At 42.4% G+C, this 18,620-nt stretch carries 15 protein-coding genes and 2 pseudogenes; 8 read left to right on the top strand and 9 right to left on the bottom strand.

The window, feature by feature from the left end:
- Both HWQ58_RS02070 and HWQ58_RS02065 read left to right on the top strand, forming a co-directional pair.
- A pseudogene (locus HWQ58_RS02070) lies at positions 1-459 on the top strand (hypothetical protein); the annotation flags it as partial.
- Positions 452-997 (top strand): hypothetical protein, encoded by a 546-nt coding sequence (locus tag HWQ58_RS02065; RefSeq protein WP_292857080.1) that lies wholly within the window; start codon positions 452-454, stop codon positions 995-997. The pseudogene HWQ58_RS02070 and the gene HWQ58_RS02065, both read left to right, overlap by 8 nt.
- A 99-nt stretch (positions 998-1,096) precedes the next feature.
- On the opposite strand, the gene HWQ58_RS02060 is transcribed toward HWQ58_RS02065, so the two are convergent.
- Positions 1,097-2,860 (bottom strand): mechanosensitive ion channel family protein, encoded by a 1,764-nt coding sequence (locus HWQ58_RS02060; protein WP_292857077.1) that lies wholly within the window; start codon positions 2,858-2,860, stop codon positions 1,097-1,099.
- Between the two features lie 401 nt (positions 2,861-3,261).
- On the opposite strand from HWQ58_RS02060, the gene HWQ58_RS02055 reads away from it, so the two are divergent.
- The 4 genes from HWQ58_RS02055 (at position 3,262) to HWQ58_RS02040 (ending at position 8,730) form a co-directional block, all read left to right on the top strand.
- Entirely contained in the window at positions 3,262-3,885 is a 624-nt protein-coding gene (locus HWQ58_RS02055; RefSeq protein ID WP_292857074.1) for a hypothetical protein, read from the top strand.
- Between the two features lie 453 nt (positions 3,886-4,338).
- Complete coding sequence (locus tag HWQ58_RS02050; protein ID WP_292857071.1) at positions 4,339-6,669, top strand: alpha/beta fold hydrolase; 2,331 nt, start codon at positions 4,339-4,341, stop codon at positions 6,667-6,669.
- Positions 6,670-6,767: 98 nt separating this feature from the next.
- On the top strand, positions 6,768-7,457 hold the full coding sequence (locus HWQ58_RS02045) for a TIGR00266 family protein (protein WP_292857068.1): 690 nt from the start codon (positions 6,768-6,770) through the stop codon (positions 7,455-7,457).
- Between the two features lie 88 nt (positions 7,458-7,545).
- Positions 7,546-8,730 carry a PrsW family glutamic-type intramembrane protease gene (locus HWQ58_RS02040; protein ID WP_292857066.1) on the top strand — a complete coding sequence of 395 codons (1,185 nt, stop codon included), beginning with the start codon at positions 7,546-7,548 and terminating at the stop codon, positions 8,728-8,730.
- Between the two features lie 429 nt (positions 8,731-9,159).
- Here HWQ58_RS02040 and HWQ58_RS02035 read toward each other — a convergent pair whose 3' ends face one another.
- The 3 genes and pseudogenes from HWQ58_RS02035 to HWQ58_RS02025 form a co-directional block, all read right to left on the bottom strand.
- Positions 9,160-9,861, bottom strand: coding sequence for a hypothetical protein (locus HWQ58_RS02035; protein ID WP_292857064.1), 702 nt, complete (start codon positions 9,859-9,861; stop codon positions 9,160-9,162).
- Positions 9,862-10,244: 383 nt separating this feature from the next.
- Positions 10,245-11,012, bottom strand: a complete 768-nt coding sequence (locus HWQ58_RS02030; RefSeq protein WP_292857087.1) for a phosphatase PAP2 family protein — start codon at positions 11,010-11,012, stop codon at positions 10,245-10,247.
- Positions 11,013-11,048: 36 nt separating this feature from the next.
- Positions 11,049-12,291: pseudogene (locus HWQ58_RS02025) on the bottom strand (hypothetical protein).
- A gap of 94 nt (positions 12,292-12,385) precedes the next feature.
- On the opposite strand from HWQ58_RS02025, the gene HWQ58_RS02020 reads away from it, so the two are divergent.
- Positions 12,386-12,535, top strand: a complete 150-nt coding sequence (locus tag HWQ58_RS02020) for a hypothetical protein (protein ID WP_292857062.1) — start codon at positions 12,386-12,388, stop codon at positions 12,533-12,535.
- A 3-nt stretch (positions 12,536-12,538) separates the two neighbouring features.
- Here the strand turns inward: HWQ58_RS02020 and HWQ58_RS02015 are convergent, their stop codons facing one another.
- The 4 genes from HWQ58_RS02015 to HWQ58_RS02000 form a co-directional block, all read right to left on the bottom strand.
- A complete protein-coding gene (locus HWQ58_RS02015) occupies positions 12,539-13,273 on the bottom strand; it encodes a glutathione peroxidase (RefSeq protein ID WP_292857060.1) in 735 nt (244 codons plus the stop codon).
- Positions 13,274-13,350: 77 nt separating this feature from the next.
- Entirely contained in the window at positions 13,351-14,280 is a 930-nt protein-coding gene (locus HWQ58_RS02010; RefSeq protein WP_292857058.1) for an alpha/beta hydrolase, read from the bottom strand.
- 22 nt (positions 14,281-14,302) lie between these two features.
- Positions 14,303-15,127 carry an SDR family oxidoreductase gene (locus HWQ58_RS02005; RefSeq protein WP_292857057.1) on the bottom strand — a complete coding sequence of 275 codons (825 nt, stop codon included), beginning with the start codon at positions 15,125-15,127 and terminating at the stop codon, positions 14,303-14,305.
- A 109-nt stretch (positions 15,128-15,236) separates the two neighbouring features.
- Positions 15,237-15,722 (bottom strand): glutathione peroxidase, encoded by a 486-nt coding sequence (locus HWQ58_RS02000; protein WP_292857055.1) that lies wholly within the window; start codon positions 15,720-15,722, stop codon positions 15,237-15,239.
- Positions 15,723-16,620: 898 nt separating this feature from the next.
- On the opposite strand from HWQ58_RS02000, the gene HWQ58_RS01995 reads away from it, so the two are divergent.
- Positions 16,621-17,076: a DUF2141 domain-containing protein gene (locus tag HWQ58_RS01995; RefSeq protein WP_292857053.1), complete on the top strand. Its 456-nt coding sequence runs from the start codon at positions 16,621-16,623 to the stop codon at positions 17,074-17,076.
- Between the two features lie 225 nt (positions 17,077-17,301).
- Here the strand turns inward: HWQ58_RS01995 and HWQ58_RS01990 are convergent, their stop codons facing one another.
- Entirely contained in the window at positions 17,302-18,444 is a 1,143-nt protein-coding gene (locus HWQ58_RS01990; RefSeq protein ID WP_292857051.1) for a peptidoglycan-binding protein, read from the bottom strand.
- Positions 18,445-18,620: the final 176 nt, after the last annotated feature.

Raw genomic sequence — 18,620 nt, 5'->3', positions numbered from 1 at the left:
AACGCATTTGCTATTTCGGCGAACCCATTTGCTATTTCGGCGAACCCATTTGCTATTTCGGCGAACCCATTTGCTATTTCGGCGAACCCATTTGCTATTTCGGCGAACCCATTTGCTATTTCGGCGAACCCATTTGCTATTTCGGCGATCGCATTTGTTATTTCGGCGAACCCATTTGTTATTTCGGCGAACCCATTTGTTATTTCGGCGTTGGGTACTGCCAGGACTTATCCCTATTTAGGTAAAATTTTGAAGATAATATGTAGTTTTGCTGTAGTCGAATATTTCAGTCATGGACTAACGATACAATCACTATACAAATTTATTGGTGCCATTATTAGCACACAATCATTAATTTGTACAGTAGACCTCTTGCAAAAACCTTTGAATCACCCCTCCCCAACCCTCCCCGATGTATTGGGGAGGGGGCTGAGGAAAATACCCAATAATTATGAATAGCAAAACTAAATTCTTGACTTTTGTCACCGTAACCCTAACAGTTTCTTCTTTGGCTATTAGTACAGTTGTAGCAAAGGCGAAACTAACGAATCAGTCAAAACTGTTTATTAACGGTATTGGCACAGTACAAGTTGGTATGACTGTCCCTCAAGCGGCAAAGGCTGCTGGTACTAAGCTAGTGGGCGATCCACCAAATAACAATTGCTATTATGTTAAGCCACAAAATGAACCCAAAAATCTTTCGTTCATGGTGACAAAAGGTCGGATTTCTAGAATAGATGTGAGGCAAAATAATCAGATTACTACCCTCAAAGGTGCAAAAATTGGCGACACAGAAGCGCAAATCAAGTCCCTTTACCCAGGACAAATTCAAGTCACACCTCATAAATACGTCCAAAACGGACATTACCTAACTTTCATCCCGAAAGACCGTGGCGATCGCAACTATCGTCTAGTCTTCGAGACTGATGGTAAACTTGTCACTGAGTTCAGAGCGGGTAAATTGCCGGAAGTCGAATATGTTGAGGGCTGTTCTTAATTTAATCATCTTGCAAAAAAGTTTTGTAGTATATTGAAGCGTTTTTCAGCAAAAGGTTTTAGCGGTTCTAGTAAGTTATTCGTTTCTAGCTGACAATCCTCAATTGGCGTTCATCTGAATATTGTTGGCTTCAAAGGCTTGCCGTACCCGTAGACGGAACTCTCGCCCAACGTTCCATTGTTCCATAGGTGCGGTTTTAATCCAGACGCGCACTGACATACCTGTATGGGATAGGTCATCAATCCCCAACACTTGAGGCGATTCTAGCAGGCGATCGCGCCATTCTACTTCGCTATACAATTGTTTGCATACTTGCTTGAGAATCTCTAAAACCTGCTTGGGGTCGTTTTCATACGCCACTACAATAGAAAAGTCCACCCGCGACCAGAGACGGGTTAGATTGCTGACATTCATGATATTGCTATTGGGAATGGTAATTAGTTTACCTTCGTTATTACGTAGTTGAGTCACCCGCAGGTTGAGATTTTCCACCAGTCCGCTTTTATCCCCGATCTCAATTACATCTCCCACAGCAAATTGATCCTCCATCAAAATCAAACAGCCATTGACCAAATCTTTAATCAGACTTTGGGAACCAAGAGAAATGGCGATACCGATGACAGCGCCCCCTGCCAAAATTGAACTGGTGGGCATATTAAATGCGTTTAGAGAATGCAAGATACCCAAGGTAATGAAAACAAAAGTGATTAATCCTTTGAGTGCCCCGGAAACTGTTGCAGCTCGTAGCGCAATCCGTTGAGTTTCACTCAAAGGGAGAGAGGAATGGGTTGTCCAGACATCAGTGAGGCGGTCAATTAAGGTTTTGCCGATCCGAATAACAAGACTGATGAAAAACCAAATAATCAGTAGCGCCAGGGGCCTGGCTAAAGCGTCCTTCGACCATCTCATGAGGTAGGGGACGCTATACATGATGACCACAATTCCGATGTACCACATCAGAATAAATGCCCAAAACAGTAGCCATGTGAGCAGAGAATAGATCCCCAGTTGGCGCTTGAGGCTGAACTGTCGCTGGATCATTTCTAGAAACTGCGATCGCTGATGGGCGATCGTGTCTGCATCTGTTTTCTTTTCGCTGGTCTCTATTGTGTGAATAGTTGTGGATGTTTCTGCCTCAGCTCGCTTGACCACACCCTGTTTTACCGCAGCTTTCTGCTCTTGATGGCGAACTTGCAATGCTGTCTGTTTGCGAATTAAAGTTCGCCGCAGTAACCACAACACAACACTCCCCAACACTAAGCCGATGCTGATTTGCAGTGCCTGCCCAATCCGTTGCCACAATACCTTATGCGAGAAGAGTCTATTAATGCGTTCCACTTCTGCTTGTAATATTTTTTGCCACTCCTGCGCCAATACCTCCAGAGTTTTCCCCTGGTAGTCAGCATCTGGCTCTGTTACTGTCACCAGCCTTAAAGGACGAGTTGTTTGATCGTCACTGAGCTGGAGGATTAAATCCTTATTCAAAATAGCAATAGAAACCAGAGGAGTTTGTTTAGCTTTGTTAGTTCGGTCAAGCGCTCGCATCAGCCGTTGCGTAATTTCTTCGGCACGTACCTCTACTGGAAGAGATCCATCTGGCGGTTGGGCACGATTAAAAACAGTGGGAGAGACAATCTCAAACAATAAGTCTCCGTCTAAAGGTGAATGCACAGACGCAATTTCATACATACCGAGACGAGTAACACCACTAGGTGGTTTGTGCGGATCGTTGGAGGCTGCGGTAGGTAAAGAAGGTAGTTGACTGTGAGCGATCGCACTCCAACCAAGCACCATTGCGATCGTCATCACACTGACTAGCACAAACCAAATTATTGAATGGAGGAAGCGATTAAATAGGAACATATTTATGGAAAAGTGATTGAGTAACTGATATTAGTATTGGTCATCATCCTACTTTAATTCCCGATCATCAATTAATTTTAGATATTTTATAGGACAAGTAAAATGGTGATTTTATCTCCATGTGGTCTTCAATTAGTAGCAGGTCTAAATCCCCCACGCTTTTAATTCTGACTTGCTTTTTCTCAATTCTTCTTCAAGAGAAAAAATCTGGCGATGCCTGCGGCGGGCGAAGCCATCGCTTCCTATACAAAAGCTCTAAAATTGAGAATTTGCAAAAACTTTTGGAAAGTGACACAACAAAGATAGTTTAAGAAAGTTTGCAAATGTCAACTATAAAACGCACATTTGGAGAATGATATAAAATGTCATCTTCGTTGTCATGAATCAGGAGTTTTATGGGAATGAAATCTTCAAATTTGTTTTTAGCAGCAGCACTGGCGATCGCTTCTTTGAGTTTTCCCGTATCTGTCAAAGCCGATACCGTGAATGCCCGTTGCGATGTATTCCCAAAAGGAGAAGACCGCGCCACATCCTCTGGTCCATGTACCTTTTCCCAACGTCAGGGTGCGGTTAGCATTCAACTAGAAAATGGTAATAGCTATGACCTGCTCCCTGAGGGTAATCGACCCGGCAATTATCGCGATCAAAATGGTGATGCTGCCTATCGACAAGCTGGACTTGGCGATCGAGGACAGATTTATCGTCTCGCCAATGAGTCGATTTTTGTCTATTGGGATACATCTGCCAATCGACAAAACTCAGGTAACAGAAATCGTAGGGCTGCTGCTAGGCGTCAGCCTGAAGCGGGTACTACCGTCCCTCGGTTGAGTGATTTAGTGGGGGCAAGGGCAGGACAGGCAGAAAACACAGTGAAAGAACGGGGCTATCGATGGGTCAAGAGTGATGATTCGGGCTACGGCTACTGGCTAGAAGGCAGAACTAACTACTGTGTAACAATCCGAACAGAGGAAGGACGCTACCAATCGATTGTTTACACAGGGGGTTCAGAGGATTGTAAGAAATAGTTGCTATTTGGAAAAACAATCCAATTTAGAGGGCATTGAGAGGATGTCTTACAGCAGTTTTCATGTATTTGAACCACATCTGTTGTAGGGGTGCAAGGCCTTGCGCCCCTACCGCGTGGTCTATTTACCTGAAAATAGCTGTAAAAGTTAGCTGAGAAAGCAGAAACCCACATTCCTTCATTCAGGCATAATGTCTGAAACGCTGATTATTTCGTGAATAAGTATCGTCCAGGTGACTTCTCAGACATTGTGCCTTAAGGAGTGGATGTTACGTATCGGCTTAATAAACTGGGGTAGCAGAGAAAAATAAAAAGGTTAGCGAGCTATATGCAGCGTTATCAAATATGACAGATGACGCAAAAACTTCTTATCTGTTACTTCCAGTAGCACTTTGCGATCAGCTGACCAATTCTGATTCGTTATTTTCCTCAATAATCACGATACATTTTTAACATGAAGCTTCAAAATTTGCTTTTAGCAGTCACAACCGCGATCGCTTCATTTGGTTTCTCTGTAGCCGCGAAAGCAGAGACGGTAGAGGCGAATTGTGTCATCTATTCAAAAGTGGAAATTGGCAAGGTGGATACTGTACCCTGCACCTTTTCACAACTACGACGAGGCATAGTGACCATTCAACTCAGCAATGGCAAATACTATTTCTTACAATCGCTCGGTAAACGCCCCGGAAGCTATCTCGATCAAAAGAGTCGAGTAGTCTACCGACAAGATGCACTTGGTAGTAAAGGTCAAATCTATCAATTTCCTGATGAATCGATTTACCTCTACTGGATTACTCGTGCATCTACTCAATCGCAATCAATTCGCCTCACCCCTTCAGAAACGCCAAGCACACAGACGGCTGACCCAGTTCAAGCTGGCTCTGGATTTGTCGAGCAACCTTTGCCGCAATCATCTGTATCCCGCACCACTCAAATCCCTTGCCCCGTTCCTGTTGCGCCAGAAGAAATCGACGGCAAAACGACGATCTGTGGCGTTCTCACCGTTCCCGAAAATTATAGCCAACCCAACGGACGCAAAGTTGAAATTACTTACACCATTTTCAAGAGCAAGAGTCTTTCACCCCAGCCCGATCCCCTCTTAGTTCTACATGGAGGCCCGGGCGGCAGCGATATAACGGCTCTATCAGTATTCCCTCGATTTTATGAACCCCAGCGTCAGACCCGTGACGTGATTCTATTCGATCAGCGCGGCTCTCGGTTTTCGGGCGATCTGGCTTGTTCTCCCACCTTCATTGCGTTGGATACGCTGGCTAAAAATCCCAACAGCGAATGGCGCAACAGGTATGCTGAATTTACCAAAAAATTTGCTGCCAGTCTCGAAAAGGATCTGTCTAACCTTGCTGAGATGCTCTCATATTACAAAGTCTGCTCTGAGTTACTAAAGGCACACGGCTTCGATCTCAATCAGTACAACACTGCTAACAATGCCACAGATGCGATCAAGCTGGCGACAGCCTTGGGTTATCAAAAGGTCAATCTCTACGGCATTTCTTACGGGACTTATCTAGCATTGCGAATTATGCGTGACTATCCCCAACGTCTGCGGAGCGTCGTGCTGGATTCCACGATTCCCCCTCAAGTGAAAAAGTACGAAGATGTACCGAGGGATTTGGAAGTGGTGATGCTGAATTTGATTGAAGACTGTCAGAAGGATACCGCCTGTAATGTAGCGTATCCCAATCTCAAAGCACGCACGATTGCGCTTCTAAAAACACTTGCTAAGAAGCCCATTGCGATCGCGGGAACTGATAAAGCAGTGTCCGTGGCAGATTTTGCTGCCTTAGTTGAATCAGTGAATACCGATCTAGATGCACGCAAAGCTGCTTACATTCCATTGATCGTATCGGAATTAGAACGAGGCATCACCACAACTTATACAGGTGTTGTATCAGGCAAGATTTTCCCAACTCCCCCAACCAAGCCGATTCCGATTGGTCGTTCAGCAGAACTTCTTGCCAAAGCGGATGAGTTGCGAGAACAAGCCCGCAAACTTTTGAGCGAAACTGCCAACTTAGCCCAAGCCAATCGTCCTTCTCAGAAATGGGTACAGCAGGTAGTGACGGCGATTGAAACCCTGCCCGAAAAAGAACGCCCCAATGCGAAAGCTAATCTTTATGGCGTGGGCTTTCAAACTCAAAAACCACGCGATCGTAGTGTTTTAATCACCTCGATCGCGGAAATCTTCCCAGAGAACAAGAGACAGCCGCTGATTCAACCTTTGCAAACGATGTCAAATACAGAAATCCGTCATGTTTATGAATCGATTGGGACTATTTTCCGCTCTGCCCTAAAGGTGGATGCCTACGATACTGAGGGTGTGTTTAGAAGCTTCGATTGTCAAGATTTAGTCCCTTCTAGCGATCTGGCTCAGACGAAGGCAACGTTTGAAGCACTGGAGATGCCTGATTTGGGAGTAACTGGAGCGCTCGGTGCTCGGCAAGCCTACGCCATCTGTGAAATCTGGCCTGTCAAGCCTGCTCCGAAACGCGATCGCGAAATCGTAAAAAGCAATATTCCTACCTTGATTCTCCAAGATCGCTATGATGCTCAGACACCTACAACTTTGGGCAAACAGGCACTAGCAGGATTAACAAATGGCACATTGATAGAATTTCCCAATTTTGGGCATGGCGCTTTTGTATTTTCGCAATGTGCTAGAGATGTAGGAGCCGCATTTGTGATGAATCCCACTTCTTCTCCCAATGCAGCGTGCAGGGAAGCTTTGAAAACCAAGTTCGTGCTGCCTTCAACTTCCTCAAACTAGGTTGTCATGCAGCATCCTGCTAAAGCGGCAGCGATTTGAACGGGTGCAAAGTGCAATTTGTCAATTCAATAGCGCGTCGAAATTAAGGAGCGAATTTTATGGAAGTTGATTTGATGTATCAACACGCCTACACCCTTGGGCAGGTGCGTTTCACGGGAGGAGAAAAGGTACAGATCGAGGCTGCTTCAATGGTGGGGATGTCTCATGGTGTGACGCTGGAAACTCGGGCAACGGGAGGCTTTTTGCAATCCCTGAAGCGATCGCTCTTGGGCGGTGAAAGCTTTTTTCAGAATATCTATACAGCACCCTCGCAGGGCGGTGAAGTGTTGGTGGCTCCGTCTTTACCCGGCGATCTGTTGACGTTAGACATCACCGAACCGATGTTAGTACAAGCGGGTGCCTATGTTGCCTCTGATATGAGTATCGAAATTGATTCTAAATGGGGCGGTTCTAAATCGTTCTTTGGTACAGGCGGATTCTTTATGCTGCGGGTACAGGGCAACGGCAAAATGATTGTGTCGTCCTACGGCGCGATTCATGAAATCACCCTGGCTGCGGGAGAATCCTACACCATTGATACGGGGCATTTAGTGGCACTGAGTGAGTCAATGCCGTTCCAGACCCGATCGGTGGGCGGCATGAAAACATTCTTATTTAGTGGCGAAGGTTTTGTAGTAGATTTGAGGGGCCCTGGCAAACTTTTGATTCAAACGCGATCGCAGGATCAGTTCCTCTCCTGGCTAATTCCTAAATTGCCCAGGAGCAGTAGTAGTAGTAGTAGTAGTTAATTCAGTGGTCATTCAATTCGAGTAGGGTTGCTGATGTCGCTTTTGACCCCATTGGAGCCATGATAAATGTAGAAAAAAGACTGAGACAGTGACCAATCTAATCGATCCGGTTGTCAAAGATTACCTGCTTCACAATTCTCGCTGGCGATCGCCTGTAGGTAAGGCAATCTTGTTGATGATTGTGCTAATAGTATCGGTGCTGGCGTATTTAGGTATTTACGCGGACAAGAACCCATTTGTCATTTGGCTTTGGGTTCCCTACTCTATCGCCGGCTCGATTGTGGGTTATTTCCTGATTTCCTTTCTAGACCGCGAGCGGCGAGTCCGCTTCTTTCATTTCCTCACGATAGCTAGTGTTTTCTTCATCACTGCCCCTGCCGCCGCGTTTTTCAACAATATCTCTCCTTACCCAAGGGCAACAGTTGGATTCGTCGAGGAGGGGCTGAAGATTCTGCCAGTTCTTTTATTGGCAATTTATATCCCGAACCTGATCCGGACTAGAAAAGACGGAATCGTCTATGGAGCACTGGCAGGCATGGGCTTTAACATCATTGAGATGGGTCTCTATATCGCTAATCTGATCCATGACTCACCTATGCTAGATACGCTGGTTCAGCAATCGACGCGCTTCGGACTGTGGGGATTAAGTGCTCACATTATCTGGTCGGGTTTTGTAGGCATGGGTATTGGATTCGCGGCAGAGTCAACACAGCGTGGATGGAGTAAGTGGAAGCGATTCGTCCTATTTTATTTGATCGCTGCTATCATGCACAGCGCGTATGATTCAGGTCTTTTGGCGTTTGGAATAATCGTCATAGCTAGTATTGTGAGTTTCTTGAAAGGTATTCCTATTGACTCTGACAGGGTGGGCAAGCACTTTGGACCGCTGTGGGACGGAATGCGATATGGGTCATACATCTACAACATTGTGTTAATCATTATCCTGCTCGTGCAAATCAAGCGGTCATTTCGCTTGGAAAACAGGCTGCAAGCGGCTGAACTGTCAACTGAAGAATCGACTGTGGTTCCAGAAGAGGAGCTGAAGAAGATAAGGAGCGAACGACTGTTCTTTAAGCGCAAGTATAAGAACTTTCCGAAGGCGATTGGGTCAAAGATTGTGCTCTACCAAAATCTGTTGGCAATGCAAAAACATACAGCGACACAGCTTGGTCTTCGCATTGATAAAGTAGAGCCTGTTGTCGTGCTACGGAAAGCAATTCAATTGCTCAGGACAAATCATCTGCAAGGGCGGGTCGAGAGTGTCGTTGATTGACATAGCAGATGCGATCCCCTTACTGCTAATGAGCAAACAACTTGTACCTTTTCTCAATGTTAAGGGAATGTATCCATCGCAGATGGTGGAGAATAAAGCAACGGCAAAATTTTCAGATCAATACACTGTTCAAATCAACCTGCTTTAATCTATGAAAACATTGCGAATCTTGGCTCCTGTCATGTTGGGTTTGTCCGCTCTCACCCAATACGGTTCGGTTAAGATCCCCCCGCCTACGGCGACCTTCTTAAAAAGGGGGTAAATAGGAGGAAAAGCCCCCCTTTTTTAAGGAGGGTTGGGGGGATCTCCGAGAGCCAAATATACATACTAACCGAACCGTATTGACAGTTGAAGGTGCGGAATGTGAGATAAAAACTGCGAAGACATGGGTTTCGTCTTTGTCTTGACGAAACCCAACAATACAGCAGACTAGAAACGAGTTCTGCCAGTGCTCCAGTCGCCTGAATCGCAACTACCACGGAAATCCTCAATCCCATTAATGGCAATCCGTCCACTGCGTCGATCAATCTCAACACGCGGATGATTTAGCCCATTCACGCGGTATTTTCCCGTGATTTGCTCAGGTGTGACACGGAGATCGTTGAGGTTCCACCATCCATTAGTACCGCCTGAATTAATTGGCGGGATGAGCCTTCCGCCCAGATGAATTTTTCCCTGCATATTACGAATCTCGACTTGAACCTCGGAATCGAACTCGTTTGTCGAAGATTCTACACGATTTTGCAGTTCATAGCGATGACGACGTGAGTTCCATTCATAGCTGTTGCGGCTTTCAAGACTTGGTTTGCGACCTTCACCGTAGCAGATTAAGGTCAGTCTTTGCCGCATTGAGTTGTCACTGTTGCGCTCAGGTGCGCCTTGCTCGCGGAGATAGGTATCGATCGCAGTTTGAGCTTTACCAATTTCTCTTGAACTACAGGAACGACCATTTTGAACTAGCTCCCCTTGAGGGCTAAAAAGGACAGTGCAACCGCTTCCTCGTGTCATCCCCGTCACACTAAAATTACCGTTGTCTACAGTGTCAATTATCGCTTGAGCATTCACAGAATTCGCGACTGTAAGTGTAAGTAAACCCAGCGCAATCGGCGTTAAAGCTCGCAATGTTTTCATTGTTATGTTGATTGTTGTTTTGAATAGATATGAATTAATTGGATCACTCTATCACCAAGAGGTTGAATGGTAAAGTCAGTAGACCAAAAAGTTTTGCCAACGCCAAAAATAATAGCCGATGATACCGTTTTTGGATAATTAAGTTGTTAGCTTTACTTACAAAACGAGTTCCTGACAAAAAAATAAAAGACCATATTTTGAAATACAATTTTTGAATTCAAAATAAGCTTACTGAAGCCATGCTCTGGTTTTAATAATCATCTTGCACAAATGCAAAATTTGCCCTCATCCCCCAACCCCTTCTCCCAATTTTGGGAGAAGGGGAGCCAATTTTAAAGTCCCTCTCCCAAGCTTGGGAGAGGGATTTAGGGTGAAGGCTGATATTACTCCTCATTTATCGACTTTATTTCTTCTGGTAGTAAAGTAGTTTCATCTTTAGGAGGTTCGCCATCTACGGATTTGGCTATAGTTGTATACGGATTGATAATTAGACTGACACCAATTGTCCAACCTAATGAAACCATCCAACCTGCGAGAATGTCACTGGGAAAATGAACCCCCAGGTAGAGACGACACCACGCAATAGCTATGATGTATAAGCTGCCAAATATGAGAACCAACCAGCGCCAGGAACTAGCCCAAGTTAAGAATAGCAAAATTGCTACCAGAGTTACACTCGTCATCGCATGAGCGCTGGGAAATGCAAAACTAGACTCAGGTGCAATGGACTGCCACAATTGTGGACGCACTCGATGCATTAATTCCTTTGCTGTGCGGTTGATGATAATGCTTCCTGCTGAGGCGGTGAGTAGATAAGCTAGCGATCGCCAGCGTTTTTGAAATAGTAACATCAGGGCGATCGCACCTAAAATCAGCATCGCCGTCAAAGGCAACCCAATTGTAGCTAGGGTGACAGCTAAAACATCTAACTGTGGGTTTTCTGTAGAATGAACTGCTAACAAAATCGGTACATCCCACGGAAAGCCCGCTTGATTCTCCCATATCTTTACTGTCAGGATTTCAAAAACCTGCAAAGGTAAATAGACTCCGATTAAAAGGAGTAACAGCGATCGCCAACGAGCAATCAACAGGTTTTCGAGAAAATCAAACGGCGACTGACTCTCTTTATTGATTTGTTTCGCTTTTTCCATATCTAAGTTAAAAAGACCGATCGACGGCTTCACTGATTACAAATTATTGGAAACTTGAGAAGTTCCACAATGTTTACAGTACGACAAATGTTTATAAGTAAGATTATGACAGTTCTGGCATTCAATGTACTGATAATAACCGCAGTGTGGACAGTAAGTATCAAGATGTCGAATTTTCTTGGCACAATTAGACACATCGTGATTTTTGAACTCTGCTAGCTGCTTGGACTTTAGCGTTAAAGACAAATTTTTGAAAAAATTGGATGATTCCAAAACCAATAACTGGAATCAGCAAGATATAAACATAATTTATCAGGAAAAGTAAACCGCCAAAAATGGCGCTGACTATATCAAATAAAAATCTAAATATTGCACCTACTTGGAGAAATTCAAATATTTTAACGATTAATGGGATAAAAAAGATAACTAGCAAATGCCAGCTAATTAGCGAAACGAGTCCATATCCTCTTCTTTGGGCAAATTTATGAACTGATAAAGCAATGAAAATCAATGGTAAAAGAAAGAGAGACTGAAAACCAAGCTGAATACTTGGATACCAAAATGATGCCTGCTGATAGCCTTTATCGACTTCTTGAAATCGATTTTCATCTTTAAGAAAATTTATAAAACTAATGCTTTCCGGTTTGGAAAGTAGTTCATTTTTAAGAGTAGAAGTTTCTTGTTTAAGAGTAGAAATTTGACGATTATTTTCTTCTAATGCCTGTTTAGCTTTTTCTGCACTGACTTGATTAATTGATTGTTCGCGGTTCTGTGCGGCAATTTTTTCTAATAGCGTTGAGTTATATTGAGATTTAATAGTGCCATTGGCTTGTTGAAGGCTAGTAATTTTCGCTTGTTTCTGCTCGATAGTTTTGATAATTTGCTGCTTTTCAGGATTGTTAATCTTATCTTTGTAATCGGCATATTGCAAGCACGTTTGAGAAACCTTACCCAGATGTCCTGCTTCGGCTTGTTGATAGTTTCGCCGAAAACTGAGTTGATTGTTCGTGTAAGATGACAATGAAAATCTAACAATTTCATAGTCTTTATCTTTAGTAGTTTTTGTCCGGTAATTTTGCCACTCTGAATAACATGGATAAGCCTCAGTCGGACTGATATGCCATCTGCTAATATCATCAAGTCCGGTAAAAACATTAATTAAGATAAAAATATCAATGATAATAATGACAATCAAACTTACTTTATTCAGTGGTTCGTTGTTGATTGTCCTTGATTGATTAAAAAATTGACTCAAAATTCGGCGGATTCTGGCAAACATATTATATTTTAAATAAAGAGAAATTCAATCCGAATCGATTTTATCCGATCGGTAGTGAATAACTGGAAAAAAATAAATTTATTCATCTGAAGATTTGTTAACTGCTGACGAAAAACAAAATCCCCGACAACTTTTACGAAATCGGGAATCTGTGGTTTTCAATTCTCACAAATCAGGCTACGGTCAAAAATATCATGACTTTCACCTGAAGTTGACACAAGTAACGGCTGTGTATGCCAACTGAACTCTATTTAGCAGCGAAGTAAGCTTCTAGTGCCTCAGATCCACCAATTAATTTACCATCGATAAATACTTGGGGAACTGTTGTCGCACCTGTAACTGCTTTTAACGACCGTGTGGTGATATCTTTGCCCAAGGTAATTTCTTCGTAGTTGATGCCATGTTCTTTGAGCATAGCCTTAGCACGGGCACAGAAAGGACAACCCACTTTCGCAAACAGGGAAACTACTTCGGGCTTCACTGCTTGAGGATTGATATATCTGAGCATTGTCTCAGCATCAGACACCTTAAAGGGATCTCCTGGCTCCTCTGGTTCAATAAACATTTGGTCAATTACGCCATCTTTCACTAGCATAGAATAGCGCCAGGAGCGCTTACCAAACCCCAAGTCTGATTTATCCACTAGCATACCCATGCCTTCAGTAAATTCACCATTCCCATCGGGAATTACTGTAATATTTTCTGCCTCTTGATCCTTTGCCCATTCGTTCATCACAAAGCTATCATTAACAGAAATACAGATAATGTCATCGACACCATTTGCTTTGAAAACAGGAGCCAATTCGTTGTAGCCAGGAAGATGAGTGGATGAACAAGTTGGAGTATAAGCACCCGGTAAAGAGAAGACAACTACTGTCTTATTAGCAAATAGCTTATCGGTTGTCACATCCACCCAATCGTTGTTATTGCGAGTATGAAAAGTGACATTGGGTACTTTTTGTCCTTGATGATTGGGTAACATAATTTTGCTTGCCTTTAGTAATCAATTCCAGTCATAACCTATCATGAGAGAACTGGTACAATGTAACTATTAATCGGCTAAGAAACTTCATTAATGAATGGAGCGATCGCTGCTACAAATTCAGTGGTTGATTCATAGGGTAAAACATTACGCCCGTTTATTTTTATACCTCGACTTTTAGGCAAACAAGCAAGATAGTGAGCCAAGCGTTCATCTGGCGTTTCTTTTTTATTATCTTGGCTAATACTCGATGCAGTTTCTCCTACAACCGCTAATGTTGGTTGCTGAATAGAGGCAATAAAACTAGTATAATCATCTCGCCAAAACCCTGCTAAAAAAGAAAATACTGCATGACGGCTAGCAGGATTTTCTGCACCTGCAAGCAATGTATTCAACCACTCTGCATCCACAGCATTTTCAGAAGCAAAGAGTTGACGAATCGAAAAAGAACGTAAAAATTTTGGGGTGCGTGCATAGCGATAAAAAGCACTGCCAAAAGGCGAATCTAACACATTCCAAAGGAATTTTTCCTGCCATTCTGGTGGTTTATTTGTCATCAAAGCCCACGCTGGCGGCCCAGAAAGTACCAGTCCGGCAATTAAATTTGATTCCTTTTGCACTAGTTGGATGGCAACTGGTAATAAAGCACCTTGTACTACTACAATAACAGGTTTTTGAACTACTTTTTGTAAAAAGAACTGCAACTGTTCTGCCCAATCACTAGGAGTGTAAGCTATACGGGGCATATCACTTTCACCACATCCTAGTAAATCAGGGTTGTAAATTGAATTACGCTGACCTGTATTATACCACTCGCGACAAAATCGCTGCCAAAATCGCCGCGACAATCCTACGCCAATCGGATGAATTAATAGTAAGGGAATGCCCTCAGATGTTGTATTGATTGGTTGATGAACTTCGTAGGCGCAACGATAATTCTGCAAACTGTAAAACTGGCTAGGAGATGCTGTCAAATTGGTTGTGTTAGCTACAGCAGATGGTTGCATAATTCCTAGTTTTTAATACTTGCTAAAAAATCATCTGTGGATGAATCAACTCGTATCCAGCTTCTTTGAGCTTTTCATTCGATACCCAAGCATTATATGGGCGAGTACTCTTGATAGATGTATCCCATTCTACTTTGGGTAAACTATGTTTTTCAAATAAGTTATCTAGCAAGTCTCGGCTAGTGAGATGTGCATCATCTACCAGATTGTAAATTCCTTGCAACCGACGGTGACGAGCAAATTCTATCGCACCAACAATATCATCTAGATGAACCCAATTTGTGATATCCTCGCCATTGCCTGGACGGGTTGTACCAGAATATCTACCAAATATTTTCAACAGTTCTCTACCAGTTCCATAAATCCCTCCTAAGCGAAAGATACAAACACGGAGATTTTCGCTAGATGCTGATAGCAACACATCTTCTGTTTTTCGGAGGATTTGTGCATTTAAATTAGCAGGTGCAAGCGGTGTTTCTTCATCTACCCATACACCATTTCTATCACCATATACGGCATAACTACCTGTGTATATTAATTGTTTTACACTCTTAATCTGTTGTAAGCACGAAACTAAAGTTTGGGCAGTTTGTAGATAGGTTTCTTCATAAACTTCTCCACTTTTTGCCCCAACACTCAAAAGTACAATATCTTGATTGTGCAAAACTGATTTTAGACTATCTATGTCATTACCACAGGTAACTACAACTTTTTGAGATACTGATTGTAGTGCAGGGACACGCTCAGGCGAAGTTGTGGTTACACTGACAACAAAATTCATATCTTGCTGCCAATATTGAGCAACTTTATAACCAACATAACCACAACCAATGATTGCAACGTTCATGACAAATTAGACACAAATAAATTAAACTACTCATTGAGAAAGCTTTCTCAATTAAGGGACTGCCAAAAATCAATATCAATAGTACAACCTAATCACTAATGACTAATGACTATTTCGCTAATTCTTTCTCAATTATGGCAATTATCTCTGGTGAATTTGGCTGAACACTACTATTAAATCGAGCTACTACTTCACCTTGCTTATTAACTAAAAATTTTTCAAAGTTCCAAGCAACAGTTCCTGTTGGCTCAACGGCTTTAGTAAGTCGCTCATAAAGTGGATGCTGCTGTGAGCCTTTGGCATGAACTTTATCGAATAGTTCAAAGGTAACACCATATTTACTCGTGCAGAATTGCACAATTTCTTCATTGCTTCCTGGTTCCTGCGCTCCAAAATCGTTACAAGGAAACCCCAAAATACGTAAACCTGCTTCTCCATACTTTTGGTTCAACTTTTCTAACCCCTCGTATTGAGAAGTATAACCGCAGAAGGAAGCCACATTTACAATTAAGAGTACTTTCCCGGTGTAGTCGTTTAATTGCTTATCTTCACCGTTGATGGTCTTGACTGCAATATCCGAAATTGTGTTACTCATCTTGAATCTGATTTATAGGGAATATTGCCAAGTCTCCCATATTACAGGTACTCTAAATCCGGTTTCTTTAAGGAAAATTAGGTTTGTTAGCCTTGTTGTAACAATTCTAGGTGAGTCATGTAGTTGCAAAATGCTGTATCTTGTATAAATAGCTTGACCAAGCTGCTATCTCAGGATAAGTGTGGAAAATCTGCGTTGCTTTTAATACAAAATTTTGAGTGCAGTGATGAATTGATATACCTTTAAAGTCATAAAGAATTAACTCTTTGTATAAAAAGTTAACAACATCTAGAATTGTGCAATTATGACATCGGAAAATACGTAGCTAGAAAGGATATAGTTGCTTTTTTGTTGCATCATGAGTTATATTTCATCACAAAAATCCAAAAAATGTGTTTTAAGATACAGTTTTTTTGGTTTTAGTAAATAGACAATCAGTCAAATTTATCCGTTTAGGCATAAATTTACCAAAGTGAAATCAGGAACTAGTACCGCAAGGCGGAAGTCAAAAATCAAAAATCAAAAGTCAAAAGTATTATGGAATGGTCTTTTTAGGGATTTTAAATGGTTGCTCTATTTACGCCGTGGCGTACTAGTCTCATAATTTCTGTGAAGGAATGTTTATGTTTTGATTGAGTCAGAGTTTTTAATATTAGAAAAATTGTGTTTCCAGAAAAATAAATAAGTAACTGATACGGAGAATGAGATGATTATTTCCTAAAAGTATTGACTAAAAGCTGAATTTGGTTATCTTAATTAAATTAATTGATGTTGCTAAGTCTATTACTAACATCAATTACCACTTTTACAGCAGAAAAAAATAACCAATGAATAAACGTATTCGTCCCTGGCATCGCCTACTGGCGTTAGCGATCGCATTTTATCTTGTGAAAATTTTATGCTTAAAAGCTTAAGGGTTAGTATGCTGCTATTGGCAGTGATGGGAAATTTGGCATGGTCATTTAGTGCCAAGGCAAATTTTAACGGCAAACTCACCGTGGAAATTGATGGCTTGAAGAATAAACAAGGACAAGTATGTGCCAGTATATTTGCTAGCAGTGAAGGATTTCCTAGCGATCGCGATCGCGTCTTACAAAAGCAGTGTACCAAGATTACTGAAAATCCCTTATCCATTACCTTTGACAACTTGAAAGCAGGTAGCTACGCCGTTGCTGTCTTCCACGATCAAAATAATGACCGCACTCTCAATAGCAATTTTTTTGGTATACCAAGGGAAGGTTTTGGATTTTCCAGCAACCCAGAAATTCGTACAAGAGCGCCTAAATTTAGCGAAGCAGCATTTTTAGTGGCAGGGCCAGATACCAATATCCAAATCCAGTTGAAATATTTTTAAGCTGACAGCAGATTCAGCTTGGTACACTGCCAATTTTAGATATTAGATTTTGGATTGAAGGAAAAATCTAATATCTAAAATCAAATGACCGAAAACGACTCATGATACAAGCCCCTAGATTTATTTATGGGGATCATTAATGCAAGAATTTTGAATTTTGAGCGTACCCCTTTGGGGAAGCAAGCTACGCGTAGCGTCTCGTAGAGAAGCGACGTGACTCCTGCTTTATTGTTCTAAATCATTGTCTGAATCTTCTTGTAGATTCTGTTGTTCCGGCAAGCCACGTATTCGATTCATCTGAGTTAAAGCATATCGTGCTGTTGCTTGCACATCGGCATCTGGGTCTTCTAGCGCATGGCGCAACATCTGACTCATTTGACCCATCATGTCATAAACGCGCGTCAGGTCACGGATCGCATTTTGCCGCACTTGTGGACTTTCATTTTGAATTGAAATTGCTAAAGCACGGTTCATCGGTTTGAGTGTGCGGATGCTAATTTCTGACAAAGCTGCCAAAATTAAGCTACTTTCTTGAGAATCAGCATCAATTATCAGGTCAACCAGATGCTGAATTGCCCGCGAATCTCCCTGCTGACCCAAATCCCAAATAGCCTTGCGCCGCTTCATTGGGTCAGAACTGCGTAAATCTTGAATTAATTCGTCAACGATATTGAGTTTAGCAAGACGGGAAGTTTTTTCTGGTAGCAGTAATTGTGGGGATGGTGGTGTAGTTGTTTGTATAGTGACAGTCTCCAGTAAAGGTGGTGTAATCGGGTCTTTGTTAGCTTCACTCAAACTTTTAGGCTCTGATATTTCGGACTTTTGCACTTGCTTGACCTTCTGAAACCACCTCAGCAGATAAATAAGTGCGCCAGTACATCCTAGAACTCCAATGGCAAATAGTAACCACCAGATAAAACCTCTTTCGGATGGCTTGGGATTTGCAGAAGTCGGAGCAATAGAGGTAACTTTTGGAGAGGTAACTATTGGAGAGGTGACAAACTGCTTTTTAGCCTCCATTGCTGCTTGCAGTTTCTCCTGAGTCACCGGGCCAGCAATCCCATCTAATTTTAAACCCTTTACTTTCTGGAATTTATATACAGCGATTTCCGTATTAGTGTTGTACTGTCCATCTACCACACCACTGTAGTATCCCAACTGCTTTAATTGGGTTTGTAGTCTCTGCACATCTGATTTTCGACTACCATATCTCAAAACAGCCGGACTAGCAGTAACTGTCGAACTAGCTTGTGCAAGTTCTAAAATTTTAGGTGCTAGGTTAGGTGTGGCTGCGCTTGAGCGATTTGGGTAAAAACCCACGCAAGAAAAACAGGTAAATATCAGAATTGAGGAACGGCATAGACTCATATTGCAAGTTTCAGCCTGAACGTGCTTTTCAAGTCTTCGATACCACAATAGCTTCTAGACGACCAAATGTTAACTGTCATTTTTAATTGGAAATGGGGCATTGGGCATGGAGCATTAGGAGTACTGAGTGCTGAGTGCTGTTAGCGGAAGCGGGGCGTTTAGCCCGTGCTGAGTTA

It is taken from the genome of Nostoc sp. LPT (genome assembly GCF_017115165.1).
GTDB lineage: Bacteria > Cyanobacteriota > Cyanobacteriia > Cyanobacteriales > Nostocaceae > Nostoc.
Note: the sequence above shows the minus strand (reverse complement) of the source record. Positions and strands in the feature narration are given on the sequence as shown.

Excerpts from the sequence above, each read along its gene's own strand:
- HWQ58_RS02065 (WP_292857080.1), top strand. The coding sequence starts at position 452 with ATGAATAGCAAAACTAAATTCTTGACTTTTGTCACCGTAACCCTAACA.
- HWQ58_RS02060 (WP_292857077.1), bottom strand. The coding sequence starts at position 2,860 with ATGTTCCTATTTAATCGCTTCCTCCATTCAATAATTTGGTTTGTGCTA.
- HWQ58_RS02055 (WP_292857074.1), top strand. The coding sequence starts at position 3,262 with ATGAAATCTTCAAATTTGTTTTTAGCAGCAGCACTGGCGATCGCTTCT.
- HWQ58_RS02050 (WP_292857071.1), top strand. The coding sequence starts at position 4,339 with ATGAAGCTTCAAAATTTGCTTTTAGCAGTCACAACCGCGATCGCTTCA.
- HWQ58_RS02045 (WP_292857068.1), top strand. The coding sequence starts at position 6,768 with ATGGAAGTTGATTTGATGTATCAACACGCCTACACCCTTGGGCAGGTG.
- HWQ58_RS02035 (WP_292857064.1), bottom strand. The coding sequence starts at position 9,861 with ATGAAAACATTGCGAGCTTTAACGCCGATTGCGCTGGGTTTACTTACA.
- HWQ58_RS02030 (WP_292857087.1), bottom strand. The coding sequence starts at position 11,012 with ATGGAAAAAGCGAAACAAATCAATAAAGAGAGTCAGTCGCCGTTTGAT.
- HWQ58_RS02015 (WP_292857060.1), bottom strand. The coding sequence starts at position 13,273 with ATGTTACCCAATCATCAAGGACAAAAAGTACCCAATGTCACTTTTCAT.
- HWQ58_RS02010 (WP_292857058.1), bottom strand. The coding sequence starts at position 14,280 with ATGCAACCATCTGCTGTAGCTAACACAACCAATTTGACAGCATCTCCT.
- HWQ58_RS02005 (WP_292857057.1), bottom strand. The coding sequence starts at position 15,127 with ATGAACGTTGCAATCATTGGTTGTGGTTATGTTGGTTATAAAGTTGCT.
- HWQ58_RS02000 (WP_292857055.1), bottom strand. The coding sequence starts at position 15,722 with ATGAGTAACACAATTTCGGATATTGCAGTCAAGACCATCAACGGTGAA.
- HWQ58_RS01995 (WP_292857053.1), top strand. The coding sequence starts at position 16,621 with ATGCTTAAAAGCTTAAGGGTTAGTATGCTGCTATTGGCAGTGATGGGA.
- HWQ58_RS01990 (WP_292857051.1), bottom strand. The coding sequence starts at position 18,444 with ATGAGTCTATGCCGTTCCTCAATTCTGATATTTACCTGTTTTTCTTGC.